Consider the following 26,267-nt stretch of genomic DNA (forward strand, 5'->3'; position numbering starts at 1 on the left):
CAGACAGTGCTGTAGCACGGCAATGCGATCCGACGCAGTGATGCGTTGATTGCGAAGTCGTATCAGTGCTGCGTGGCGGCCAGCAGCAACGCCACGCCCGATCCCAGCAACAAGGCGTCAAGCATGTACTGGAAGGCGCGCGGGCTGAGTCGCAGCACCATCGCCTTGCCCGCAAAGGTGCCGGCCATCAGCGACGACCCGACGACCAGCCCCTGTACCAGCACCTCCGCCGGCATGGCGCCCAGCCCCCGGAAGGTCAGCACCTTGCTGACGTACAGCACCAGCGAACTGGCCGCCTCGGTCGAGAGGAACGCGCCCTTGACCAGGCCATAGGCCGCGAACACCGGCACGCTCAGCGGCCCGGTGGACAGCACCACCCCCGTGAGAAAGCCGATGGCCCCGCCCGCAACGGCCATCTGCCACAGCCGGACCTTGAAGGCGCGCCGTTGCACCCAATGGCGAAACGGCACCATCGAAATGAAGAAGATGCCCAGCAACACGTCGATGAGCGTGGCCGGCAGCTGCAGCAGGGTGCGCGCACCCAGCGCCGCGGCCGGGGCGCCGGTCACCGAATAGGCTGCGAAGGCACGCCAGTCGACCTCGCGCCACCATGCCATCACGCGCGAGAGGTTGGCCATGATCGCGGCGACGGCCATCACCGGCACCGCCTGCTTGGGCCCGAAGGCGTAGACGAGCACCGGCAGCAACATGATCGAGGAGCCCGTGCCGATGACGCCGCTCACGGCGCCCGCCACCAGCCCCACGAGCAGCACGAACGCGTAGGCAGCCAAGCCGCGTCAGTCGCCGACGGTTGACGGAATGTCGGGGGCGGACTCGTCAGGCCAGACGTGCTCCGCTTCGCGCGCACGCTCGGCGTACTTGTTGAAGCGCCAGGCCGAGTCCTCCATGGTGATTCGGCGCCAGGTGCCGCGCTTCTCGGCGGGCGTCATCGCGGGCCAGTGCTGCACTTCGTCGAAGCTGCGGCCGCAGCCCTTGCACTGGTCGTCGCCCTGGCTCGTGGAGCAGATGGCGATGCAGGGTGTGTCGGGCGTGGTGCGATACCACTCCAGCCACGCGGCCCAGGCCTTGGCCGGGAAGCCGACCTCGCTGACCTCGTCCTCGCGGTGGTAGACCATCAGCGCATAGACCTCTGCCAGCGCGCGCAATTCGGGCGCCAGCGTGATGCCGTCGGGCGACGGGTTCCTGTCGCGCCAGTAATTGATGGCGGCCTCGATGTCGGTGATGTGAATGGCGGCCATGGACGGGGCGGAAGCGGCGGACGCGCATCATAGACCGGGCAAGCCCCGAGCGCTCTAAAGGTCTTTGTGCTATTGAATTCATAGCAACAGACTCCCTCAGGATAGGCGTAGTGGGCCTTTTTTCCATGTGAAACGCCGCATTCGAGGTTGCGGCGCGGGTAGCCGCGATGCTTTAATCCACCTTCCGAAGGGGAGTAGCTCCCGTCCATCGCACCTTGCAATGGATATCGTCAGGCCGTCAATACGAAGCACAACACTTCCGGTCTGTCGGGCATCGCGCCTCTGGCGCGCTGTTGAGCAAGACCTTCGATTTGAACCCGTCAAAGGTTTGGTCGAAGCGCTCTAGAGATCTCCGGAACACCCGGCCCCGATCCTCCAGTCGACTCTTCCCCACCTGCGGAATGAATCGAAACGTACTGGAGTGACTTGCACATGGAGCTTTTTTCCGCCCCCTGGTTTTCGGCCTTGCTGGCCATCATCCTGATCGATCTCGTCCTCGCGGGCGACAACGCAATCGTCATCGCGTTGGCCGCGCGCAGCCTGCCCAGGGAACATCAACGAAAGGCCATCGTCTGGGGCACGGTGGGCGCGATCGTCGTGCGCTCGGCCATGACAGTCGGCGTGGTCTGGCTGCTGAAGATTCCGGGCTTGATGCTCGTGGGCGGACTGGGCCTGCTCTACATCGCCTACAAGCTGCTGGCCGACACGCATGACGGCGACGATGAACACGCCAGCGCCGGCGTGACCACCTTCTGGGGCGCGATGAAGACCATCGTGATCGCCGACGCACTGATGGGCATCGACAACGTGCTGGGCGTGGCCGGCGCTGCGCATGGCGACTTCGTGCTGGTGATCCTGGGCTTGCTGATCAGCGTGCCGATCGTCGTGTTCGGAAGCACCCTGGTGTTGAAGCTGGTGCAACGCTTCCCCGTGATCATCCAGCTGGGCGCCGCAGTGCTTGCCTTCACGGCCGGCAAGATGATCGTGAACGAGAAGATGCTTGCCACCTGGTTCGGCGGCTCGAGCACCAGCAACCAGATCGCCTACTGGGGCGTGTGCGCCCTGTGCATCGTGGGCGTCCTGGCCGCCGGCTGGCTGAAGACGCGTCGTCGCGCGCGGACCCCGGAAGAAGGCCGCGCGGGCAACGACAAGGTTGCCGCGTAAGACTTGTCGAGCGGCCGCATCCCGCTCGGGTCCCACCCTTCACAACAGGAGCACATCATGGAAAAGATCATCGTGTACGTGGACGACGCGGCCTATGCGCGCGATCACATGGCCCGGTTGGTGGCGCCGGCAACCGATGCCGCCGGAGGCGCGCGCCACTGGATCCTGGTGGCTTGCGCGCCGCGCATGACGCACCGGATCAGCAAATGGGTGAGTCACAGCGCACGCGAGAACTGGCGCGCCAAATGGTTCGCCAAGACGGTGGCCGAGGTCACGCCGGTGCTCTGCGGTCCCGGCGACCAGATCACCCCCTCGCTTGCAACGGGCCGCCTGGCCGACATGACGCAGCAATTGCGGCTGGCGCACGGCGCGTCGAAGGTGATCGACGCACGCCGGCCCAAGCTGGGCGTGGACCTGGAGCCGGTGGCGCCCGATGTGCCGGCTGCCGGCCACTCGGGCTGGGCGTTGCCGGGCGCGGTGGTGGGCATGGGCGCCTTGCTGGTGCTGGCCAACGAACTGGGGGAGTAAGGGCCGTTCCCGCTGGCCGGTGTGAACTGGTCCCCGGCGGCCCTCGCCGCGCTTCGTCGCGCCGCGTTATCCTGAGAACATGCGACTGATCCTCAAATGGCTGCTGAGCGCCTTTGCGCTGCTGACCGTGGCCTACTTCTATCACCAGGTGCAGGTGAGCAGCTTCGGCTCGGCCCTGATCGCGGCCGCCGTGATCGGCTTCCTGAATACGATCGTGCGGCCCGTGCTGGTGCTGCTGACCTTGCCGGTCACCATCGTCACGCTGGGGCTGTTCCTCTTCGTGATCAACGCCTTGATGTTCTGGGCTGCGTCGGGCTTGCTGGATGGCTTCCACGTGACCGATTTCAGCGCGGCGCTCATCGGCTCGGTGCTCTATTCCCTGCTGGGCATCGTCATCGAGGCGGCCCTCGGGAAATGACCCACCCCCGAAGCGCCTGCGGCGCCACCCCCTCCAGGGGGCGCACCCGGCGGCCCGGCAAGGCCGGTTCCGCGGGTGCCCACGAATGAACTTCGAGTTGCTCGCCGCAAGCGTGCTCGCCGTCAATTCACCGACAGGTTTTCCTTGCGGGCGATCTGGCCCAGCGTTTCATAGATGAGCCGGTCGGGCGCGACGTTCCAGCCCAGGCGCTCGCGGATGTTGAGCACGGCGCGCATGGCCAGCAGCGAATGGCCGCCCAGGTCGAAGAAGTTGTCGACTGGCGAGATGTCGTCCGCGCCCAGCAGCGCGGACCAGATCTGCGCAATGGCGATTTCCTCGGGCGTGGCGAGGCGCGCCGCGCGTTGCCGGGGTTCGCGCAGGACCTCGCCGACCGGCCGCGGCAGCGCCCTGCGGTCGATCTTGCCGTTGGGCAGCAAGGGCAGCACCTCCAGTCGCACGATGTGCTGCGGCAGCATGTACTCCGGCAGGCGCGCGCGCAGGTGCTCCCGCAGCGCCGCCGGATCGAGCAGCTGCGTGCGGGCGACGCAGTAGGCCACGAGGCGGACGTCGTCCTCGCCCTCGGTGTGCGTGACGACCACGTTGTCGGCCACCGAGGCATGCTCGGACAGGGCACTCTCGATCTCGCCCAGTTCGATCCGATAGCCGCGCACCTTGACCTGGTGATCCAGCCGGCCGAGGTGTTCGAGCAGGCCGTCATGCCGCCAGCGGGCCAGGTCGCCGGTGCGGTACAGGCGCGCGGCGGGCTCGTCGCTCCACCGATCCGGCACGAAACGGCTCGCTGTCAGTTCGTCGCGCCGGTGATAGCCGAGCGCCACGCCCAGGCCGCCGATGCAGGCCTCTCCGGGCACGCCCGGGGGGCACGCATGACCGTGCGGATCCAGCACCCATACCGTGGTGTTGGCGATCGGCCGGCCGATCGCGATGCCCTGGCCCGGCGCCTGCACCTGCCAGCAGGTCGACCACACGGTGGTTTCGGTCGGGCCGTACATGTTCCAGAGTGCGGTGCAACGCTCCATGAGCTGCTCGGCCAGCGCAGGCTGGAGCGACTCGCCGCCGATGAGCGCACGGAAACCGGGCCCGCCCGCCCAGCCCGCGTCGATCAGCGCGCGCCAGGCCGATGGCGTGGCCTGCATCACGGTGGCTTCGTGGCGATCCAGCAGTTCGCGCAATTGCGTCGGATCCCCGACCTGCTCGCGGCTGGCCACGATGACCTGGGCGCCGAGGGCCAGCGGCAGCAGCAGTTCGAGCACGGCGATGTCGAATGACAAGGTGGTGACCGCCACCAGGCGATCGCTCGCAAGCAGCCCCGGCGCCTGCGCCATCGCCGTGAGGAAATTGACCACCGCCCGGTGCGGCAACGTGACGCCCTTGGGCTGGCCGGTGGAACCGGAGGTGTAGATGATGTAGGCGGCGTCCAGCGGGCCGGCGTCCAGCTCGGGGTCGGCGGGCAGCGCGGCTTCCGATGCGCCTGCGACCAGGCCGGGATCCCGCGGGTCGAGCAGCGGCACATCGACGCCGCGCAAGGGCGCGGTCAGCTCCGGCGGCGTCAGGATGGCGGACAGCTCCGCATCGGCGGCCATGTAGGCCAGCCGGCTGACCGGGAAGGCGGGATCCAGCGGGACGTAGGCCGCGCCGGACTTCAGCACCGCGAGCAGCGCCACCAGCATGCCCGCGTCGCGCGGCAGGCACAGCCCGACACGATGGCCGCGGGCAATGCCGCGGCTGCGCAACGCGCGCGCCAGCGCATTGGAGCGCGCGTCCAGCTCCGCATAGCGCAAGCGCAGGTCCGATGCGTCCACGACGGCGACGGCATCCCGCAATGTCGCGCTGTCCGTGCGCAGATGGCGGTGCACCAGCAATTGGGCCGGCAGGGCCAGTTGCGTGGCATTCCACTGCTTGTGCAGCAACGCGAGTTGGGCTGGGGCGACGATCGGATAGGCCGACAGCGGCCGTTCCGGTTCGAGCAGCACCTGCTCCACCAGCGCGACGTAGTTCTCCAGCATGCGCTCGGCCGTCACCGCGGCATACAGGTCGGTGGAGTATTCGAGGTGGATGCGGTGTGCGAATTCGGTGTCGATGTGCAGCGAGAAATCGAACTGCGACGCGGTGCGCTCGAGCGGGTATTCCTCGTAGGCGAAGGGCACCGGCTCCAGCCGTCCGAGCGGCGCATTGAGCACGTTGAACAGCACGCGCACGAGGCCATCGGGCTGCGCGACGCCGCCCTGCCCCAGCGCCTCGACCAGTTCGTCGAAGGGCGCGTCCTGGTGCGCATAGGCGCCCAGCGCGGTCTCGCGCACGCGCAGCACGAGTTGCGAGAACGCGGGGTCGCCCGAGAGGTCGGTGCGCATCACCAGCGTGTTGACCAGCGTGCCGACCAGTTGCTCGGTGGCGAGGTGGTGGCGGTTGGCGATGGGCGTTCCGACCGCGATGTCGGCGCTGCCGGCCTGGCGCGAGAGCATGAGCTTGAACGCCGCCAGCAGGACCATGAACGGCGTCGCCGCATGACGCGCGCAAAAGCTGCGCAGGGCCTCGCTCAACCGTGCAGGCAGGCTCGCCGTGACCTTGGCCCCGTGAAAGCCGGCGAATGCGGGCCGCGAGAAGTCGGTCGGCAACTGCATGGGCTGCAAGCCGCGCAGGCGCTCGATCCAGTACACCATCTGGTGCTGGCGCTGACGCACCGTTTCCGGCGCACGCTGCCAGGCGGCATAGTCGGCATATTCGACGGGCAAAGCCGGGAGGCGCGCCTCGCGCCCGCCGAGCCAGGCGGAATAGAGCGCCAGCACTTCGCGCATCAGGACCGCCATCGACCAGTTGTCGGTGATGGCATGGTGCATGAGCCACAGGAAGAGATGGTCGTCGTCATCCAGGCCCACGAGCGTGGCGCGGTGCAACGGCGGCTGCGCCAGGTCGAAGGGCGTGGACGCGCGATCGCGCAGCAGGGCGCGCCCCTTGTGCATCCGCTCGGCGGGTTGCAGGGACTGGAGCGGGATGTATTCGATGTCACGCTGCAGGCTTGCCGCGATCAGCTGGACGGGCTCCGGCCCCTGCATCTCGAAATGCGTGCGCAAGCCTTCGTGGCGCTCGACCAGATGGTCGATCACGCGCTGCAGCAGGCCGCGGTCGAGCGGACCCCGCAGCCGCAGCGAGACCGCCACGTTGTAGGCCACGGAAGCCGGATTGAACTGCTGGATGACCCACATGCGCCGTTGCGACAGCGATGCAGGCAGCGGCTGGCCACGCGGCACCGGCAGGATCGGCGTTTCCGGCGCGCGCGGCGGGTCGTCGCGCAAGGCCTCGGCCACCCGTCCCGCCAGCGCGGCGACCGTGGGCTGCTCGAACAGCGCCTGCAGCGGAAGCACCACGCCCAGGCGATCCTGCAGGCGCGATGCGACCTGCGACATCGTCAGCGAGGTGCCGCCCAATTCGGCAAAGTGATCGTGGACGCCGAACGCGCGGGTGCCGAGCACTTCCTGCCAGATGTCCCACACGGCCTGTTCGGCTGCATCGCGCGGCGGCACTTGCCGTGCATCCGGCGCTTGCGCCTCGCGCGCCAGGAGCTCGAGTTCACCGGCGAGGTACGCGCTGCGGCATGCATGGCGCTGGATCTTGCCGCTGGAGGTGCGCGGCAGGGCGCCCGCCCGGACCAATGCCACGGCCTCGACGGGCACGTCGTGCGCCTGCGCGACGGCGCGGCGCACCGTGCGCGCGATGGCGGCGGAGGCGTCCGGGTCCGCGCGGCGCTCCATCTCGAGCAGCAGCACCACGGCTTCGCCCTGGCCGTCGTCGACACCGAAGGCCGCGGTGAAGCCAGCACGCAGACCGGGATGCGTTTGTTCCGCGGTTTGTTCGAGATCCTGCGGGTAGTGGTTCTCGCCGTGGACGATGATCAGGTCCTTGTGGCGGCCGGTGACGAACAGCTCGCCGCCTTCGACAAAGCCGAAGTCGCCGGTGCGCAACCAGGGGCCCGAGCCGTCCGCCAGGGTGGCCCCGAAAGTGGCACTCGACAACGCGTCCTGGCGCCAGTAGCCCGAGCCGACGCTCGGCGAGCGCACCCAGATTTCGCCGACGCCATCGCTGGCGCAGCGCGAGCGCGTGTCGATGTCGACGATGGCCAATCCGGTGTCCTGCAGTGGCGGCCCGCAACTGACGAGCGCCTGGCTGGCAGGATGGTCGATGGCCTGGGGCAGGACGAGATGGGAGCGCAAGGCCGCCGCATTGACGCCCAGCAGGCGCGGTGGCTGGTCGGGCTTGCTGATCGTCACCGCGAGCACCGCCTCGGCAAGGCCGAAGGCCGCTGAAAACGCCTGAGGCCGCAGGCCCGCGGGGGCGCAGGCTTCCAGGAAACCTTGCACGGTGGCGACACGCACCGGCTCTGCGCCGCAGCTGAACGACACCATCCTTGAAAGATCGCCGGCATAGGGCTGGCCCGCCAACTGGCGCAGGCATGCGGCGTAGGCGGAATCGGGCGCGCCGCTGTGCGTGATGCCGAACGCGCTGATGGCATCGAGCCAACGCAGCGGCCGACGCAGGAAGGTCAGGGGGGACATCAACCAGCTGCTGGCGCCGGCCATCATTGGCGCGAGCAAGCCGGTCATCAGGCCGAAGTCGTGGAAATGCGGCAGCCAGGTGAGCGGCCGGCTGTCCCGCTGCACACCGGCCGCCGTGGCCAGCGAACGCGCATTGGCCAGCGCGTTGGCATGGCTGAGGCACACGCCGCGCGGCGCCGAGGTCGAGCCCGAGGTGTACTGGAGGTAGGCCAGCGTTCCAGGCTCCACGACCGGATCGCCAAGCGCGGCCGGATCGGGCTCGATGGCCTGGAGTTCAGCGGGCGTCAACCAGCGCGAGCCGGTGCCGACGTGCGCGCCGGCCAGGTCGGCTGCGGCCTGGCGCATGGATTCGGCGATCAGGACCAGGCTGGCGCCGGCATCCTCGACGATGCCGCGCAGCCGCGGGGCGGCCCGGCGCCAGCGGATCGGGTCCGGGGCCGGCACCGGCACGGCCACACGGCCCGACAGCATGCATGCCCAGAATGCGCAGGCGAAATCCAGGCCGGTGGGCAGCGCGAGCAATATGCGGTCGCCAGGGCGCGTGACCTGGGCCAGGTGTCGTGCCAGGTCGCGGCATCGCACCCCGAGTTCGGCAAAGCTCACGCTTTCGGCCAATGTCAGGTCGTCGCGCACCACGGCATACGCCACGCGGTCGCCTCCCTCGGCGCATCGCGATTCGAAAAGTGCCGCAAGTGTGCGGTGAGTGACCGCGATTTGCGCGGCCCTCCCTGGATAGATGGCTTGGGTCAAAACAGGGAAACTTGGTCCGCCCGCGCTGCGGATAGCGGCGGGCAAGGCTGGGGGTAACAGGAAGTACTAGCGCTGATAGTAGCGGCGTACCTCGCCCTGCCGATACCGATGATTCCCCCGAATCGTGACGCAGGTCACCGCTGGCCCTTCTTCTCCTCGATCATTTGCTCCCGCAACAACCGGTCGACCTCGCGCGCCCGGGTATCGATGATGGAAGCCTCGTAATGGTCCACCGGACCGGCGCCGGGCTGGCGGGCCAGGTCCTGGGCCGCCTTGAAGCGGTCCCGCGCGGCGACGTAGTCGAGGATGGCGACGTTGGCTTCCGCGTCGGCGCGGATCGCGCGCAGCGGTTCGTCCTGGGCGTTGTAGAGAAGGCTGAGGGTGCGCCAGGCGGTCGCGTCGCGCGGATGGGTGGCGACCCAGTCGCGCAGCGGCGGGATCATGGGCGCCGGGTTGCGCGTGGCGACGCCGGCTTGCGCGGACAGCAGCATCTCGGGCCGGTCGCGGGCCTTGGCGTCGAGCAGGGCGGCGGCGCGCGCGGGCTGGCCGGCGGAGAGTTCGATCTCGGCGGCAAGCAGTCGTGCCAGCCGGGCCGCCGGCGCGTTGCCGGCCGTGCGTTCGCGCAGGCGTGCGACCAGGTCGCGCGCGGCGCCGAAATCCTTCAGCTCATTGGCCGACAGGGCCGCAGCGTAGAGCATGCCGGCTTGCTGCGCCGGCGGGCTCCTGGCGAATTCACCGGTGGCCACGGACTGGATCCAGACCCGCAGGATGTCGACGCCGGGGCGCGACATAACCCGCGCGCGCGACGAGATCATGGCGTGGTCCATCACCAGCGGCATGACGACGTCGGCGCCCGGCTTGAACTGGGCGCGGCCCTGCATGTCGGCGATGCGCTCGGTGGTCAGCGGGTGGCTGCGCAGGTAGGGATAGGAGCCGTTGTCGTTGAGGCGGGAGGCGTATTGCAGCTTCTCGAACATCGCGGCCGCGCCCTGGGGCGCATAGCCGGCCTGCGTCATCACGCCGAAGCCGATGCGGTCGGCCTCGCGCTCCATGTCGCGCGAGAAGTTGAGCTGCCCCTGCATGGCCGCCGCCTGGCCGCCCATCGCCACGGCCTGGCCGATGTCGGCGCCGCTGCGGCTGCCGCTCTTGGCTGCGGCGAGCATGCCCAGCACCATGGCCGCGAGCATCACCGGCATGTTGCGGGCGTCGCGGCTGAGCATCCGCGAGATGTGCCGCTGCGTGATGTGCGACAGCTCGTGGCCGAGCACGGTGGCCATCTCGTCGCGGCTGCCGACAACGGCGATCAGGCCGGTGTTCACGCCCATGTAGCCGCCCGGCAGGGCGAAGGCATTGATGTCGCGGTCACGGCCGAGCAGGATCGTCCAGGCGAAGCGCTCGTCGAGTTCCGGCGTGAGTTCGCCGCGCACGCGGGCGGCGGCCAGCAGCTTCTGCCAGATGTCGTTGATGTACTCGACCAGCACCGGGTCGTCGAGGTAGTCGTTGTCTCGGTAGATCTGGCGTGCGACGGTGTCGCCCAGCTGGCGTTCGGCGCTGGCGGTCATTTCGCCGTCGCCCATGCCGGGCAAGCCCTGCATCTGGGCGGCCGCGAGCGGCGGCATCACGATCTGGCACGCGATCAGGACGGTGGCGCAAAGCGCCCGCAGGGCGGGCACGACACCCGTTTTTGGCCTGGAAATTGAAGTCAACCGCAGCTTTCCTGGTTGTTGAGTCGGCCTCGTATGATGCGCGACCGCACCGAATGTTCACTCATGAGTTCCCTTACACACTTTGACCGCGAGGGGCAGGCCCACATGGTCGACGTGGCCGGCAAGGCCGCCACGCACCGTGTCGCCATCGCCACCGGCCGCATCGAGATGCTGGCGAGCACGCTGGCGCTGATCGAGTCGGGGAGCGCGAAGAAGGGCGATGTGCTGGGCGTGGCACGGATTGCGGGGATCCAGGCGGCGAAGAAGACCAGCGATCTGATTCCGCTGTGCCATCCGCTGGCGCTGACGCGCGTGGCCGTGGGATTCACCACGCACGCCGCCGAGGCCGGGCTGCCGCCGCATGTGGTCTGCAGCGCGACGGTGGAGACCGTCGGGCCGACCGGCGTGGAGATGGAGGCGCTGACCGCCGTGCAGGTGGCGCTGCTGACGATCTACGACATGTGCAAGGCGGTGGACCGGGGGATGACGATCAGCGGCGTGCGGGTGCTGGAGAAGCACGGGGGGAAGTCGGGGAGTTTCACGGCGGGTTCAATCTCGCCGCCGTGACCCTTCGCGGCCGGCCCACGTCATACATACTGTTGCAACGCAGCAACGGACTTGTCTCACACGTAGAAGTTTGTATTCACTCGCCCAGAAGCCCGCGAAATAGTACACACCTGCGCCGCTTCGCTCAGACGAAAGGCGCGTCCGGCTAGACGAGCGGCCACTCTGCACTCTCACATCGTGTGACACTTTGTCACCATTGAACGATTGAGATACAAAGGTTTTAAAGTGCCAAACGACGCCGCGACCCCACTGCGCTCCCGGGGCTTCACGCTTATCGAAATGATGATCGTCGTGGCGATTGTCGCGATCCTCGCCTCCATCGCACTGCCTGCCTACAAGAACTACGTAATCCGCGGCCGCATCCCCGAGGCGACATCGGCGCTGGCTTCGCAGCAGGTGAAGATGGAACAGTTCTACCAGGACAACTTGACTTATGTCGGCGCGACCTGCACGAACACCGCCACGGCCGTCACGGGCAAGTACTTCGGATTCACCTGCTCAGGCGCGTCGACCACTGCCTATACGCTGACCGCGACTGGCACTGGGGGCATGACAGGCTTCAAGTACACGGTCGATCAGGGGGGCAGCAAGACGACAACGGTGACGTCGGTCTCGGGCTGGGCAAGCCCTTCGCCCAACAACTGCTGGGTCACGAACACGGGCGGGTCGTGCTGATGCGCAAGTTTGCTTCGACCGCGTCGGTGCGCGGCATGACGCTGATCGAATTGATGGTTTCCATCACGATCTTCGCCATCGCGCTGACGCTGAGCATCCCTTCTTTCGGCGAGTGGCTCCAGAACTCGCAACTGCGGAGCACCGCCGAGTCGATGCAGAACGGCATCCAGTTTGCGCGCGCGGAAGCCGTGCGGCGCAACAATCCAACCCAGTTCCAGTTCGTCAGCACGACGGACAACACTTGCGCCCTGGCCACCGCCGGGCCGTACTGGGTCGTCAACATGCCGACCACGGCGGCAGCCACGCCAGTAGGAGCGTGCGGCGCAACGCCGAGCGACGCAACGTCGCCCTACATCCTGCAATTCAGCCCCGTTGTCTCCACCAGGGCATTGACCTCGATGACGGTGGCGGCGTCGCAGAAGGTCATCAGCTTCGACGGGCTGGGCCGGCAGACGGCATCCGTCAATCCGGCAACGCCGGCCGCTCAGTTCTCCGTCGACATCACGCCCGTCAATACCAGTTCCTGTGTCGCCAACGGCGGCACGCTGCGCTGCCTGCGCGTCACCGTGTCGACGATGGGCCAGGTGCGCATGTGCGACCCGAGCCTTACCGCCGGCTCGACCCCGACAGCCTGCTGAATTCCCGCCACCATGAGCAAGTGCCAATCTGCCAACCGTTGCCGCGCTTCGTCGCAAGCAGGCTTCATGCTGCTGGAAGTACTCGTAGCGATATTGATCTTTGCCGTCGGCGTGGTGGGCCTGCTCGGCTTGCAGACCGCTTCGATCCGGCAGGCGGCCGCCGCCGAATACCGCTCGACGGCGCAACTCGCAGCGAACGACCTCATCAGCCGCATGTGGATCACCGATCGCACCTACGCGACGCTCAGCACCAGCTTCGCAGGCGGGGCGACCCCCGGGGCCGGTTATGCGGCCTGGTGGGCGGCCTGGTCAAAATTCCTTCCGGGTACGTCGTCGACGGTTCTGACGCCCACTGTCACTGTCACCTCCGTTCCGGGCGGTGGCGCCACGTCGACGCCAAGCAGCCTCGTGGCGATCACGATTCAGTGGAAAGCATCGGACGCGACAACGCACAACTACAACGTCGAAGCGGCACTCAAGTGACCGGAGCCGTGCAACACATGTTCCTTCACCAACGCATCGGCAAATCGCGCCAGTCCGGCTTCTCACTGGTTGAAATCATGGTCGGGATCGTGATCGGCATGCTGGCGGTCATCATCATCATGCAGGTCTTCTCCACCTCTGAAGCCAACAAGCGCAACATGACCGGCGGAGGCGATGCCCAGATGAACGGCGGCCTCGCCCTCTACGGCATCGAACGCGACGTGCGGGCGGCTGGCTACGGCGTGAACGCCTTCAACCTGCTGGGCTGCAGCCTTAGCTACAAGCCGAAAAACGATGCCGCCGTCACGCTCAATGGCAGCGGCATCGGGCCGGTCACCATCAATCCCCCTGCAGCGCTGGTGCCGGCCGGCGATGCAAAGACCGACACGCTCCTGGTGATGTACGGCAACTCGAACAGCCCGGCCGAAGGCGACCCCACCCTCGCCGTGTCGACCTCCACGGTCTACCGGGTCTCGACGCCGGCATCGTTTGCTGCCAACGACTACATCCTCGCCGAGGCCTCGACGCGTCCTTCGCCCTGCGCGCTAACCCTCGACCAGGTCACGTCCGTGAACGCTTCGACGTCCACTCTCAATGTGAAGACCGGCGCCGCCGGGATGGCCGCCAACAGCGTGATCTTCAATTTGGGCCAGACGCTCACGGTCCGCGCCTACGCGGTGCGCAACGGCAATCTGACGGTGTGCGACTACACCGCCTACGACTGCGGCAAGGCTTCCTACGCCAGCCCGTTGAATTCGACCGTGTGGGTGCCCGCCAACGGCAACATCGTCAGCCTGCGCGCGCAGTATGGCCGCGACACCTCCGGCATGGCAGCCTCGCCTGCGCAGATGTCCGGCGTCGTGGACACCTTCGACCAGACGACGCCTGGCAGCACTGCCGACACCAGCGGCTTGCCACCTTATTGCAGCTGGGCCCGCGCCCTGGCCGTGCGCCTGGTGCTTGTGGCCCGCAGCCCGGCCTTCGACAAGGCGGCTCCGACCAGTGCGTCGCCGACCTGGACCGGCACCGCCGCCAACTCGACGGCGTCGCCCGGCTATCCGCTCAACACGGCGACGCCCATCGACCTCTCCGGCCAGACCAACTGGCAGAACTACCGATACAAAACCAACCAGACCACCGTGCCGTTGCGCAACGTTGTCTGGCAAGGCTCGCAAAGCGGATGCTGATCCACAAAATCCACCCCAAGCCAGCGTTTCACCGGCGCGGCACCGGCCGGCAGGACGGCATCGTCGTGGTCCTCGCGCTCATCGTTCTTGTCGCGCTCACACTGGCGGCCGTCGCCTTGACGCGATCGGTCACCACCAGCAACACCATTGCCGGCAACCTAGCGTTCCAGCAGGCCTCGACACACTCCGCCGACCTGGGTGTAGAGGCCGCCATCGCCTGGCTGGAGAACAACAACGGGCAGACCGCCTCGGCAACGGCCACCACCTGCGGCACAGGCAGCTCGGTGCTGGCTTGCGACCAGACTGCCCGCGGCTATATTGCCCATCGCCAGGATCCGGACTTGGCTGCGACGCCGCCGACCACCTGGCCGGCGTTCTGGGCCAGCATGAAAGGCGAGGGAAAAACCTACACGCTGCCGACCGTAGACAACGGCAACACCGTGTCGTACTTCATCCAGCGCATGTGCACCACGGCCGGCGATTCGACGCTCACCACCAACTCCTGTTCGTATCCGCCTATCGCGTTGGCCGGTAGCTGCGCGGGAGGCAGCAGTTGCAACGCCGGCAGCAACAACCTCAATGCGGCCAGCCAGGTGTATTACCGCATCACCGTCCAGGTCACCGGGCCGCGCAATACACAAAGCATGGTCCAGACCATCGTGGCGCTTTGAACGCACCACGGCACTCGCCCCCGCCGCCACCTCGAACAACACGAAACCCAGCCGACACGCGAGGGACTCCCATGCTCAATACTTTCAAAGTCAAAGTCGCCCTTCGAACCTTGCTGTGCGGCTTTGTGCTCCTGGCCGCCGTCAGCGAGTCTCCCGCGGCTGTGACCGTCCTTGCCACTGCGCCACTGCAAACATCTTCGGCAACATTGGTGAAGCCGAACATCTTCTACGTGCTCGACGATTCGGGCAGTATGTCGTGGGACTTCTTGCCCGACACGGTAGGGACCGACATCAAGAACTCCTCGTTGACCAATTACGCCACCGGCGTCGTTCCGCCGATTCGCAACAGCCGATACAACGGCATCTACTACGACCCCGCCACCACCTACTCGCCGCCGATGAAGTACGACGGCAGCAGCTATCCGTCGCAGACCTCGGCCAATACTTCTTCCTGGAAAGCCGTGCCATATGACGGATTCAACGGCGTGCAGAAGGCAGGCGATCCGCCGAATCCGGGCAACCTCTTTACCGATTCATCTTCCGGCACCACCCAGGACCTCACCGCAACCGGCGTGGCCGTCTACAGCACCTTCGTTCCAGGCGAGTATTGCGCCGAATCCGCGCGGCGCAATTGCCAGAGCCAGTCGGCGCCAACGACCGCGTATCCGTTTGCCGCCTACGTCCGCTGGTGCACTGACAGCACGCTGACCACATGCCAGGCATCGCGCATCGACACACCCATTAACGGGGTGACTTACACCTATGCTCGCTACCCCTACCAACTCGCTGATGCGCAAGGTTCAACGACGACATTGACCGTGAGTGGCAGCGGCAGTTCGACCGTGAACAACATCAAGGTCAATGGTGTGGAACTCTTGACTGGCGGCAGTACCAAATCGTCGAAAACCACCAGCACGGTGGCATCGTACATTGCCGACGGCATCAACGCAGGTAGCACAGGCTACACCGCGAATTCGAACGGCAACGTCGTAACCATCGTTTCGCCGTATTCGGCGGGTGCGATTACCTACACGCCGATCCCGTCGATCAGTGGGGGGATGTCCATCAGCAGTGCCAAATTCTCGGGATTCGTCGCGGGCACGATCCGGATACCCGGACAGAACATCCAGGTGACGATCCAGAGTTCGACCACCAGCTATCCCTACCCCAACACGACGGCGAAGGCCTCGACCCGCACCGACTGCGCGGGCACGACCTGCAACTTCGCCGAGGAGATGACCAATTTCGCGAACTGGTGGGCCTACTACCGCACGCGGATGCAGATGACGAAGAGCGCCGTCACCATCGCTTTTGCCACGCTGTCGACGAACTACCGCCTCGGCTACATGAGCATCGACAACAACACGAAGAGCGACTTCCTGAACGTGTCCGACATCACCACGGGCAGCGGGGGCCAGAAAGACCTGTGGTATCGGAAGTTCACTGCGGCGCGGCCCAGCGGGGGTACGCCGTTGCGCGGTGCGCTGTCGATCGCGGGGCGCTACTACGCCAACCAGCTCACCCTGATCAACGGGCAAACGACCACCGATCCAATGCAGTACGCCTGCCAGCGCAACTACACCATTGCGTCGACCGATGGATACTGGAACAAGGGTACCGACGACGACAACCTGCAAATCGGCGGCTCGAGCCAGATTGGCGACCAGGACGGCACGAGCAGCGGGCTATCGAGGCCGTACCTTGACGGAAATTCGACTTCGAACACGCTCGCGGACGTCGCGGCCTACTACTACAACACCGACCTGCGCACGACGGCCCTGGGCAACAACAGCGGCATGCTTGGCACCGACGTTGCCAGCAACAACATCGCGGACGCGCAACAGCGCATGTACACGTCGACCATCGGGTTGGGTGTCTCCGGGCAGATGCAGTACCAGTCGAACTACAGCAGTGCCACCAGCGGCGACTACTACAGCGTGGCGCAGGGTAACCTGGCGACCAGCACCAGTTGCCTGTGGCAGGGCACGGGTACGACGTGCACTTGGCCGACACCGGTGGGTGACACGCAGACCACGATCGACGACCTCTGGCACGCTGCCGTGAATGGCCACGGCACGTACTACAGCGCCGGCAACCCGGCTGCGTTGAAAACGGGCCTCAGCAACTTCATCCAGAGCGTCAACTCCGCCACGTCGAGCGGCGCCGCGCTGTCGACCACGAGTGCCAACCTGACCCAGACCGGCAACTACATCTTTGCGTCGACTTTCCGGTCTGGCCAATGGTATGGCGAGTTGGCGCGCTACAGCGTCGACAACGCGACCGGGACCATCTCGCCGAACGCGGACTGGTCCGAATCGGGAACGGCTTTCTCGAACGCCGCGGCGCAGACGTCCACGGCGCCGTTGCTCGACCAACTCGCGTACACCTCGCGCAACATCCTGACGTATGACCCGAGCAACGGGGGCCTGATCCCGTTCCAGTGGTCGTCGATGTCGACGGCCATGAAGAATTTCTTCCAGCTCGCGGCCATCGGCGCTTCATCGACCAGTCCGCTGTCGCAGATGTGCGCCTCCGGCACAACCTGCCTCGACAGTTCCGTGCAGGTGGACAGCACGACCTCCGGCACGGCCACCACGGCGGGCGCCGGCGGCATCAACCTTGTGAATTACCTGCGCGGCGATCGCACCAACGAAGGCCCGGATTCCAGCACCTACTACTTCCAGCGCACGCACGTGCTTGGAGACATCGTCGATTCGCAGGCGGCTTACGTGCAGGCGCCGGGCTATGCATACATTGACAGCGGTTATGCCACCTTCAAGTCAACCAACGCCTCGCGCCAGGGCATGGTCTACGTCGGTGCCAACGATGGCATGTTGCATGCGTTCAACTCCAGCACCGGCGCCGAGTCGTGGGCATATATCCCCTCGATGGTCCTGCCCAACCTCTACAAGCTGGCAGACAAGAACTACGCGTCGAACCACCAGTTCTATGTGGACGGTTCGCCCCAGGTGGCGGATGTGCAGTTCAACGATGGCTGGCACACCATCCTGGTCGGTGGACTCGCAGCGGGCGGGCGCGGCTACTACGCCCTCGACGTGACCAATCCCGCATCCCCATCGGTCCTGTGGGAGTTCACCAACGACACGTCCAAAGCAGCGCCCTACATCAGGGATGCGGACCTCGGCTACAGCTACGGCGCACCGGTCATGACCAAGCTGTCGGACGGTACCTGGGTGGCACTTGTCACTTCCGGCTATGACAACGTCACTTATCCGGTATCGGGGGGGACCGGCGCGGGTACCGGCCACGGCATCCTGTGGGTACTGAATGCGCAGACAGGCGCCATCATCAAGAAGATCGACACCGGGGTCGGCAGTTCGGCGACCGGCGCCGCCGTCACCGGCTGCTCTGCCTCACCATGTCCGAGCGGCCTGGCAAAGATCGCGGCCTTCCAGGGCACTGCTGCAAACAACACGTCGCCACGTGTCTATGGCGGTGACCTGTTTGGCAACCTCTGGCGTTTCGACATCAGTGCACTCAAGGGCGACGGCACGGGCACGGCCAGTGTGCAACTGCTTGCGACCCTGGCAGATTCGAGCGGCAACCGGCAACCGATCACGTCCACCCCGCAGTTGGGCATGAGCGGCGCCAACGCCCTGGTCTTCGTAGGCACGGGCAGCTACCTGAGCCTGCCCGACGTCACCAGCACGCAGGTGCAAACGCTTTATGCCATCAAGGATCCGCTGACGACCAGCACGGCGACCACGGGCATTTACGGCAGTCCGCGCTCAAAGACTTGCAACAACACGTCGGTGACCAACTGCTTCGTGAAGCAAACCCTGACTGACAGCACCGCCAACGTACGGACGGTCGCGTCGACGATCAGCGCCGCGACCAACCTGACCGCGATGTACGGCTGGTATGAAGATATGCCCGAGACCGGCGAACGCATCAACACCGATCTGCAACTGCAGCTCGGAACTTTGGTATTCACGTCCAACATCCCGAACAACTCCAGCGCCTGCAACATCGGCGGTGTCAGCTATCTCAACTACGTCGACTACGCCAGCGGACTCACGGTAGCGGGCGCCAGCAATGCCGGCGGCATGCTGTCGTATGGCGGCACGACTGCATTGGCCAGCACCCCGATCCTCGGTAGATCGACAACGGGCAAGACCTTCAGCTGGACCAATTTGTCGAATGGCAAGCAGCATCAAGATCCGATACCCACAAGAAGCAGCAGCCAAGGCACGCGCCGCGTGTCGTGGCGGGAGTTGGTGAACGGACAGTAGCGCGCGTGGCTCTGTCGCATCGACAACACGCCAGGGTATTGATCTCTGGGCCAAGTTCACCGCGGTGATCGCTTGTCTGCGAATTGAAAAAATGGAGTTCGTCGAGGGGTTGGGTTCGCATGAAAGTTAAAGACAAGAAATCCGCGGTGGGTGTTGCGTCTCGAGCAGCCACGCTTCTGGATGTTCCCCTCCTGTTCGAGTTGATGATGGACGGTAGCGAGAACGGTGCGTTCACCGACCGGTTCCTGACAGGTACGGGGATGTTTCGCTTGATGCTGCTGATCGTCGTTGGTGTTTTTCGATCCCGATGGTGGCTTGGCTCGCGTGGCCTGACGGCATGGACGATGCTCGATGCACAGGGCGAAACCATTGGATTCATGAACACCAAAAGCGGCGTGGATGGCAAGGGCGCTGCAACGACAGTGCTCGTGCACCTTGCATTCAAACCTGAGTACAGGAACATGGGGTTCGGCGCCGCCGCTGTGAAGGCGTTCCTGGCAGCCCAACCCGATGGCGCGATCGTGACTGTCTACTGCACCAAGTACGCCCGCGCCATGCAGCACCTCCTGAAGACCTTGCGTTTCAAGCGGCACATTGGCGGCACGCCGATGCCGTTCGCATTGGAGACCTATCTCTTTGCCGTGGATCGCGCCGCTGGTCCAGAACCTGCGCATGCGCCGGTGGTGGGGCTGCGGGATCGGAGCCGGACACGGGACGTGCTGGAAGGGGCGGATGAAGGGTTTTCCACTGCTCGCTGAGTCTCTATGTCACGTAGCCTTGCATCTGATTCCGGCGCGCCCCATCACTTCATGCATTTCGCCGGGTCATCCGTCGCCGAGGCAAGCGGCGTGGTGTTGGTCTTGGTATAGACCCCGCAATAGTCCCCCGCCATCCCGCCAGCCGGCGTCGCGGTCATCGTGTATCTCACGGCATCCGCGTAGTCCAGCTTGATGTTGTAAAGCACGGGACCGCTCGTGGGCACCGCGCCGAACATGCCGTCGAACACGGTGTTGCTGGTGCCCCCCGTCGTACTGCTGTAGCGGTTGTTCTCGGTGAAGTACCGCTCGAGCCAGCCCTCGCCCTTGAGCACCTCGGCCCGCGCCTGCGCCCGGTTGGAGCGCTTGATGTACTGCGAATACGCCGGCAGCGCGATGGCCGCGAGGATGGCCACGACCGCCACCACGATCATCAGTTCGATCAGGGTGAAGCCGGCCTTGCGCCTGGCGCGTGCTGCTGGATGCGGATGCGGAAGTGCGTGCATGGTGTTCATCAGCGGTTGCGGAAGATCTCGCGCCAGGTGATGCGGCCGTCGGTGCAGGCGCCGCAGCGGTTGACCGTCTTCAGCGTGCCGTCGCCGGCGGAAATGATCGAGCGGAACAGGCACTGGCCCGCGCAGGCACCGGGCGTACCGGGGCTGCCGTCGGGGTTGGGCGGCGGCGTCGCGGGAATCCTGAACTGGCCGCCGCTCGCGCCTTCGAAGTAGTTGAGGTTGGTGATGCCGACGGCGCCCGCGGTGGTCACGCCCGGCACGGCGCCCGGAATGGCAACGCCGTTGATGGGGTCGAGCGCCATGTCGAAGGAGTTGCCATCGAAGCGGCAGCCGTTGGACGTTGCCGCGGGCGCCAGGGAGCGGATGTTGACGCGGTTGGTGTCCTCGCCGAAGGGGTTGAACACCACGCCTTCCGAACTCACCGGCAGGTCGGCGTACCAGCCCAGCTTGCCGCCTGTGTAGTTGACCGTGGCAGAGGTGATGTACCGGATGCCCGACACGTCGGTCAGCGTCTGCTGCACCAGGTCGGTCTTGCCGGTGGTCAGCGTGCCGGTGGTGCCCGGCTTGTCGTAGATGCCGTACATGCTGTTGGTGTACGGCACGGTCATCGGGTAGTCGTTCGACTCGAGTGCCTTGCCGGTGGCGAACACAAGCTGGTAGCCGCCTTGCGGATTCGGGAAGGTGATGATCGGCGTGGTGATGGGTTGCGGCGTGATGACCGTACCGACCAGCGTGGTGGCCTTGTACAGCGGCACCGGGTTGTTCGACCCGTCGACGTTCGCGATCTTCCAGTTGGCCGGGTTCGCACTGCTCACGTCGAACTTCCAGACGTTGCCCTTCAGGTCGCCGGCATAGATGCGGTCGATGATCCCGTCGTTGTTGATGTCGACGGCCGTGGGCGACGCGAGGCCGTTGTCGGCGCCGTCGCCCGCGACCACGGGCGTCACGATCTTGATGAACTCGGTGCCCGCGGCCCAGCCCGTCGCGCCCGCTGTCGCCGGTCCGTCGGCGAACAGGATGTAGAGCGCGGCCCTGCCGGTGGCGCTGTTGTAGCCGTTGCCGTAGATGGCCGCCCACTTGCCGTTGGCCATGTAGCCGGACTGGAAGGGCTGTCCGTTCGAGCGGATGTTGGTGCGGCCGGTGATGTAGCCCATGTCGCTTGGCGCGGCCTCCGAGGCGTCCGTGAACTCCCACTTCACGAGGTTGGCGCCCGAGGTTTCCGTGATGGTGTGCGGCTTGGTCACGTCCAGCGCATAGACGCCCTTGGCGCCGCGGCCAAAAGCGCCGAAGAGGTAGGTCGACCAGGTGGTGCCGATCTTGACGTCGGCGGCCATGACGCTGCCGTCCATGGTGAGCCGATCGGTCGACTCGCCGAGGTAGAAGTCCTTGGCGGTGAGGGCCGTCAGCTTCGAATACGGCGGGGCCGAGGTGGTGGTGTAGAAGGCGCGGGGCACGTAGGCGAAGAGCTCGTGCCCGTCGGCCCCGTCGAATGCGTGCAGCATGCCGTCGTTGGCGCCGACGAAGACCGCCGCCCGCTGCTTGTTGCCGTTGGCCGCCACGATGCCGGTGCGGAAGGCGCCATAGCCGCCGCCATATTGCGCGTTGGTGTAGCCGGCGGCAGGTGCACCCACGTACCAGGGCGTGGAGTTGATGATGGCGCCGAGCCTGGCCGTGCGGATGCGGTAGCCGGTGTCGGATTCATTCGATGCGTCGCCGCGCAGCCAGTTGAGGCGGCTGGGGCCATTGGCATCGACTACGCCGTTGGCTGGATTGGTGTTCAGCGCGGTCTGCTGCGTCGTGGACAGGCTGTCCCACCGAAATGATGTCGGGCCTGTGTCCCGCAAGGTCAGCACGGTCCGGTTGCCGTTCCATCCGAGGCCGCTGAGCGCGGTCGTGAGCAGCGCGCCAGCGTTCCAGTCGCTGGTGAGCTGGACGACGCCGTTCGCGTCGAAGCTGTAGCGTGAGAACTCGCCGCTGTTGTCTGCGTCGATGGGGCTGCCCACCGTCTTGGGCTTGACGCTGTAGGTGCTGGCGTAGACGTAGCCGCCGGTCTGCGTTCTCGATGTCGTTGCGGCCGCCGGCGCCGCGCCGCCTGCAGCAAACACCGAGTTGAACACGCTGGCCAGCGAGCGCTCCAGTTGCGCGGGATCGATCGCGTAGAAGTACTTGTCGGGGATGCCGTCGCTGCCGGGGCTACCGTCGGCCTTCTTCGAGTCCCAGGCATTGGTGGGCAGCACGGAGCCGGAGGCGTAGTTGGCTACCACGCCGCGGTCGAAGCCGCCGTACTTGGCTGCGTACCACATCGGGTCGCGCAGCGCGTCGCCGGAGACGCCGGTCATGGTGAAGACGGCCGCCGTGGCGGTCTGCTGGATGTAGCAGCCGTTGCAACCGCCGTTGCTGAGGTTGGTGGCCGGCGTGACCGTCACCGGCGGATTCGGGTCTGCGTAGACCGCGCCGTTGATGCCCGAGTGCATGTGCACGCCGTCCCTGTCGGTGCCCCCGATGGCATAGCCGAAGCCCATCGCATACGGCGTCGAGTTGAAGGCCGCATAGGTCGTGACGGTGATCTTGCCGGTGGCCGCGTTCACGCTGTACTCCAGCGTGCCCCACATGTCCTGGTCGTAGTCGCCGCCCTGTTCCGAGTCTTCCCACTGCACCACGAACTTGCCGTTCGTGGGCGTCTGGCTGACGACGCGGAAGTCGACCAGCGCGCCCGCGCCGCCGGTGCCGGAAAACAGGCGCATGGCCGGCTGGATCACGACGAACTTGCCGGCCTGGTTGGGCACCGGTATCTGGATGCGCGGCGTGGAAGTGGCCAGCGCGACGCCGTAGGTATCGACCTTGAACGCGTCCGTGAAGATCGTGCCCAGCGGCGGCGTGGTGTCCCGGATACGGTTGGTGTGCGCATATTGCGCGGCGCCCGCCATGAGGAAGCCGCCGTAGCCGGTCGGCGCCTCCGGGCAGATGCCGACGCTGTCGGCGAGGGCGGTGATGGTCTTGTCGCTGCACAGGTTGTTGGTGTCGCCGGTGGTGCGGCCGACCGTCCACTTCTTGCCCGTCGCGTAGAGGCCCTCGGCCGCGCCGATGTCGTTGGTGAGCGTGGAGACCATGCCTTCGGTCAGCCCCTTCACGCCGGTCGCGCTGCTCCATTGGTCGTTGTCGTAGGAGCTGACGCTGGCATTGAAGTTGACCACGCTGGAGCGCCTGCAACTCACCGCGCCGAAGGTGGCGACGGTGCTGTCCGCGAACGGGTCGGTCCAGGTGGCGACCGTCAGGCCCAGGGCAGCATCCTTGCCGCCGCTGGTGTTGAAGGCGCCCGTGGGCGCCGCGCCCGCCATGTAGCGCAGCGACTCCAGGTACATCTCGCCGATCGGGTTGCCCCAGCTTCCGCAGCGCCCCTCCACCAGCCCGATCATTCCATAGTCGCACTGGTCGGCGCTGAGGTAGTAGCCTTGATCGTAGTCGTAGCCATAGATGCGCAGCTTGTCGAGCGTTGAGACGATGCCGTCGACGCCGGTGAAATTGCCGGAGGGAAGGTCCACTTCCGGCGCGAATGGCGCGATGTTCTTGCGCAGCACGCCGCCCGAAATGTTCTTTTGATAGCTGCCGGTCATCAGGCCGAATCCGGCCTCGTTGCGCTCACCGTACTTCTGCAGCAGCCCGACCGGCTTGTAGTTGCCATTGGGGTAGAGCTTGCAGCGGTTCTTTTCGTCGTCGGTGAAAGTCCACGAGTCGGGCTTGGTCGGATCGGTCAGGTCCAGCCCGGTCTTGCAGACCTGCACCCTGACCGTGTAGGTACCCGCGCCGAGCCCGTTGCCGCCCGGCCCCAGGCCATTGCTGGTCCGCGACGGGTTGCTGCCGCTCGCGCTCAGCCCGGTGACGCTCGGGTTGTTGCCGTTGCTGGCGCCCTTGTCTTCGGACCAGTAGCACTGCCAGCGCTCGTTGGAGTTCCAGAGGGAGTAGTTGCCTTTGGCCACCAGCATGGCCGGCGGGCCGGGCAGGTCATGCGAATACTGCAGGGTGCCGTTGCGGAACGTCGCATTGCAGATGGTGATCTCGCTGGTGCCTGAGTAGGGCGTGAGCTTCGCGATATCGTTGTTGTTGTAGTACTTGGCGAAGGCATGCGCGTCGGTCGGCAGGTGCGCCCGCTCCAGGATGGTCGTCGACGCGGCGCCGTTGGAACGCATGCCGCCATAAAGGATGCGGCGGATCACGTCCATCCGCGTCATGGTGGCCCAATTGAGGAAGTTGCCGCTCCACTCGTTGGCGAGGGCGCCGCCGTAGTTGCAATAGTTGGTGGCATCGACCTTGCGGGTCGGCACGTAGTAGTTGTTGGCCGTGTCGTAGGTGTAGCAGCGCTGGTTGTCGAAGTAGCCGTAGTACTTGTAGGTGTGGCTGTACTGGGTCTCGATGACGCCATCGCCGTCGAGGTCGGAGAACTCGTTGTAGGCCTTGTAGGAGAGCTGGTGGTCCCGCGACAGGTTCAGCATCACCATAGGCGAGCCCTTGGTCTCCGTGAGATACGGGGGCAGGGGCGTGAGGTTGACGGCGGAGGCCGAGGTCGCGAAGAGGCCCGCGGCCAGCAGCACCATCGCGCCGATCGCACGCATGAGCCATCGGTTCAGGATGCGTGCGTTCATTTCAGGGCCTTCACGGTGGTTTGCAGCAGGACATGCGTCGTCGGGTTGTTGCTGGGGCCGATGGCGCCATAGCCGGTGGCCGAGACGCGGTAGACGAAGGACTCGCCGAGCTTGAAGTACTCGATGAGGTACTTCGGCTGTTGGGCCACGGCGGGCAACGCCTTTGCGCCCGTGTAGGCGCCATAGAGGGCGGCGCGGCCATCGATGGTCCAGTTGTCTTTCAGCTCCCAGACGGGCGTCGTGGCATCGGGCAGGCACAGGCCCAGCGCGCAGGTGGAGTCGAACTGATCAGCAGTCTCCGGGGCGATGGGCGTCGAGCGGCAGGCGGGCGCGACGCAGGCGCCCTTGATGTCCTTCTCCGCATCGCGCAGCGCCGACTCGGCCGCCTGGAAGGCCAGCGTGCGATCGGCCTCGTTGCCGGCGATGCGGGCCGAGAGCGACGAGCTCTGGATGGCGGTGATGCCGAGGATGCTCAGGATGATGAGGAACATCATCACCAGGAACAGCGAGATGCCGCGCTGGCGTCGCTGCGCGCTGCTGCGGGGCATGGCCCCGTGGGTCGGACTTGCATGTCGTTCATGGAGCGGCCGTGTTGCGCAGCGCCACCGTGGCGCGATAGGTGCGATAGCTCTCGGAGGGGCCGGGCGTGATGGCCGTGCCGTAGCAATCCGTGTAGCTGGTGCCGGTGTCGTTGCCCGAGGCCTGGATGGTGCGGGCCAGCACGCAGACGTCGACGGCGGCGATGTTTTGCCAGTCCGGCGCGCTGGCCGGGATGGGCACCACCTTGCCCGCCGTCGAGATGTAGTTGAAGGCCAGTTGCTCGATGCCCGGCACCATCGGCTGGCTGCGCAGCACAAGGCCGACCGGCACGCCGTTGAGCACCGGCGTGGCGTCGGACGCACAGCCGAGCTGGCCCATCGACCGGGTGCCGCTCGGTGTCTGCACGTTGACCTGCGAGACGAAGAAGTAGGAGCGGACTTCATAGGTCTGCACGCCGCCCGGGAGCTGCTTGCTTGCGGCTGCGCCGCTGGTGCAATCGAAGCCCTGTTGCTTACCGCCGCCGGAGGCGGGCGTGTCGGTTTCATAGCGCGTGAAGATCGTCGCCGAGGGTCGCTGGCCTGCGGGCGTGGAGGTTCGGCATGCCAGGTCGGCCATCGTCAAGGTGGCACTCGAACTGGCGTTCACATAGCCGAAGTCGCAGCCTTCGAGCTTGTCGCCGAGCGGCAGCGTGGGGCCGGGTGCGGTCGGGTCGACCATTGCGAAACCGGCGCTCTGGATCGACTTGGTCAGCAGGTTGATCGCGAAGCGGCCGTTCTCCTCCATCTGCGAGTTCTCGGAGACGGCGTTGTACGACTGCTTGGAATAGAGGTAGACGGCCGACGCGATGATGACCAGGATCAGGCCGATGGTCAGGCCGACCATCAGTTCGACCAGGGTCACGCCGCGTTGTTGCTTGAGGGCGAGGGGGTGAGAGTACATGGCTGGCTTCG

At 66.0% G+C, this 26,267-nt stretch carries 19 protein-coding genes; 11 read left to right on the plus strand and 8 right to left on the minus strand.

Translation table 11 applies throughout. The features are described 5' to 3' along the window. Window positions 1-62 precede the first annotated feature (62 nt). Both HCU76_RS13465 and HCU76_RS13470 read right to left on the minus strand, forming a co-directional pair. The gene (locus tag HCU76_RS13465) at window positions 63-791 is read right to left on the minus strand and encodes a sulfite exporter TauE/SafE family protein (RefSeq protein ID WP_213957172.1); all 729 of its coding nucleotides are present in this window, start codon (window positions 789-791) and stop codon (window positions 63-65) included. A 6-nt stretch (window positions 792-797) separates the two neighbouring features. After that, a complete protein-coding gene (locus tag HCU76_RS13470; protein ID WP_218509584.1) occupies window positions 798-1,259 on the minus strand; it encodes a DUF3717 domain-containing protein in 462 nt (153 codons plus the stop codon). A gap of 432 nt (window positions 1,260-1,691) precedes the next feature. Between HCU76_RS13470 and HCU76_RS13475 the strand changes: the two genes are divergently transcribed. From HCU76_RS13475 to HCU76_RS13485, 3 genes are all read left to right on the plus strand, one after another. Beyond that, window positions 1,692-2,423, plus strand: coding sequence for a TerC family protein (locus tag HCU76_RS13475; RefSeq protein WP_218509585.1), 732 nt, complete (start codon window positions 1,692-1,694; stop codon window positions 2,421-2,423). A 57-nt stretch (window positions 2,424-2,480) separates the two neighbouring features. Then, window positions 2,481-2,951 (plus strand): hypothetical protein, encoded by a 471-nt coding sequence (locus HCU76_RS13480; RefSeq protein WP_213957175.1) that lies wholly within the window; start codon window positions 2,481-2,483, stop codon window positions 2,949-2,951. Between the two features lie 79 nt (window positions 2,952-3,030). After that, window positions 3,031-3,369 carry a phage holin family protein gene (locus HCU76_RS13485; RefSeq protein WP_213957176.1) on the plus strand — a complete coding sequence of 113 codons (339 nt, stop codon included), beginning with the start codon at window positions 3,031-3,033 and terminating at the stop codon, window positions 3,367-3,369. 122 nt (window positions 3,370-3,491) lie between these two features. On the opposite strand, the gene HCU76_RS13490 is transcribed toward HCU76_RS13485, so the two are convergent. Both HCU76_RS13490 and HCU76_RS13495 read right to left on the minus strand, forming a co-directional pair. Beyond that, window positions 3,492-8,732, minus strand: coding sequence for an amino acid adenylation domain-containing protein (locus HCU76_RS13490; protein ID WP_371319815.1), 5,241 nt, complete (start codon window positions 8,730-8,732; stop codon window positions 3,492-3,494). 89 nt (window positions 8,733-8,821) lie between these two features. Further along, window positions 8,822-10,306, minus strand: coding sequence for a M48 family metalloprotease (locus HCU76_RS13495; RefSeq protein ID WP_256354183.1), 1,485 nt, complete (start codon window positions 10,304-10,306; stop codon window positions 8,822-8,824). A 150-nt stretch (window positions 10,307-10,456) separates the two neighbouring features. On the opposite strand from HCU76_RS13495, the gene moaC reads away from it, so the two are divergent. The 8 genes from moaC (at window position 10,457) to HCU76_RS13535 (ending at window position 19,625) form a co-directional block, all read left to right on the plus strand. After that, on the plus strand, window positions 10,457-10,960 hold the full coding sequence (gene moaC, locus HCU76_RS13500) for a cyclic pyranopterin monophosphate synthase MoaC (RefSeq protein ID WP_218509587.1): 504 nt from the start codon (window positions 10,457-10,459) through the stop codon (window positions 10,958-10,960). Between the two features lie 225 nt (window positions 10,961-11,185). After that, entirely contained in the window at window positions 11,186-11,635 is a 450-nt protein-coding gene (locus HCU76_RS13505) for a type IV pilin protein (protein ID WP_345944729.1), read from the plus strand. Beyond that, a complete protein-coding gene (locus HCU76_RS13510; protein ID WP_213957179.1) occupies window positions 11,635-12,273 on the plus strand; it encodes a GspH/FimT family pseudopilin in 639 nt (212 codons plus the stop codon). Before HCU76_RS13505 ends, HCU76_RS13510 begins: the two co-directional genes overlap by 1 nt. Window positions 12,274-12,285: 12 nt before the next feature. Next, window positions 12,286-12,756 carry a type IV pilus modification protein PilV gene (gene pilV / locus HCU76_RS13515; protein WP_213957180.1) on the plus strand — a complete coding sequence of 157 codons (471 nt, stop codon included), beginning with the start codon at window positions 12,286-12,288 and terminating at the stop codon, window positions 12,754-12,756. A gap of 17 nt (window positions 12,757-12,773) precedes the next feature. Further along, window positions 12,774-13,943 carry a PilW family protein gene (locus HCU76_RS13520; protein WP_218509588.1) on the plus strand — a complete coding sequence of 390 codons (1,170 nt, stop codon included), beginning with the start codon at window positions 12,774-12,776 and terminating at the stop codon, window positions 13,941-13,943. Then, window positions 13,937-14,614, plus strand: a complete 678-nt coding sequence (locus tag HCU76_RS13525) for a hypothetical protein (RefSeq protein WP_218509589.1) — start codon at window positions 13,937-13,939, stop codon at window positions 14,612-14,614. Before HCU76_RS13520 ends, HCU76_RS13525 begins: the two co-directional genes overlap by 7 nt. Continuing rightward, complete coding sequence (locus HCU76_RS13530) at window positions 14,497-18,867, plus strand: pilus assembly protein (protein WP_218509590.1); 4,371 nt, start codon at window positions 14,497-14,499, stop codon at window positions 18,865-18,867. The genes HCU76_RS13525 and HCU76_RS13530 overlap by 118 nt, the downstream gene beginning before the upstream one ends. A 119-nt stretch (window positions 18,868-18,986) precedes the next feature. Further along, the gene (locus HCU76_RS13535; RefSeq protein WP_218509591.1) at window positions 18,987-19,625 is read left to right on the plus strand and encodes a GNAT family N-acetyltransferase; all 639 of its coding nucleotides are present in this window, start codon (window positions 18,987-18,989) and stop codon (window positions 19,623-19,625) included. 44 nt (window positions 19,626-19,669) lie between these two features. On the opposite strand, the gene HCU76_RS13540 is transcribed toward HCU76_RS13535, so the two are convergent. The 4 genes from HCU76_RS13540 to HCU76_RS13555 are packed head-to-tail and all read right to left on the minus strand — an operon-like array spanning window position 19,670 to window position 26,256. Further along, window positions 19,670-20,128 carry a type IV pilin protein gene (locus HCU76_RS13540; RefSeq protein ID WP_218509592.1) on the minus strand — a complete coding sequence of 153 codons (459 nt, stop codon included), beginning with the start codon at window positions 20,126-20,128 and terminating at the stop codon, window positions 19,670-19,672. Between the two features lie 8 nt (window positions 20,129-20,136). Further along, entirely contained in the window at window positions 20,137-24,777 is a 4,641-nt protein-coding gene (locus HCU76_RS13545) for a pilus assembly protein (protein ID WP_218509593.1), read from the minus strand. After that, on the minus strand, window positions 24,774-25,325 hold the full coding sequence (locus tag HCU76_RS13550; RefSeq protein WP_218509594.1) for a PilX N-terminal domain-containing pilus assembly protein: 552 nt from the start codon (window positions 25,323-25,325) through the stop codon (window positions 24,774-24,776). The genes HCU76_RS13545 and HCU76_RS13550 overlap by 4 nt, the downstream gene beginning before the upstream one ends. Window positions 25,326-25,353: 28 nt before the next feature. Further along, complete coding sequence (locus HCU76_RS13555) at window positions 25,354-26,256, minus strand: PilW family protein (RefSeq protein ID WP_218509703.1); 903 nt, start codon at window positions 26,254-26,256, stop codon at window positions 25,354-25,356. Window positions 26,257-26,267: the final 11 nt, after the last annotated feature.

The sequence above is a fragment of the Variovorax sp. dw_308 genome, from assembly GCF_019207085.1.
In the GTDB taxonomy this organism is placed as follows: domain Bacteria; phylum Pseudomonadota; class Gammaproteobacteria; order Burkholderiales; family Burkholderiaceae_C; genus Variovorax.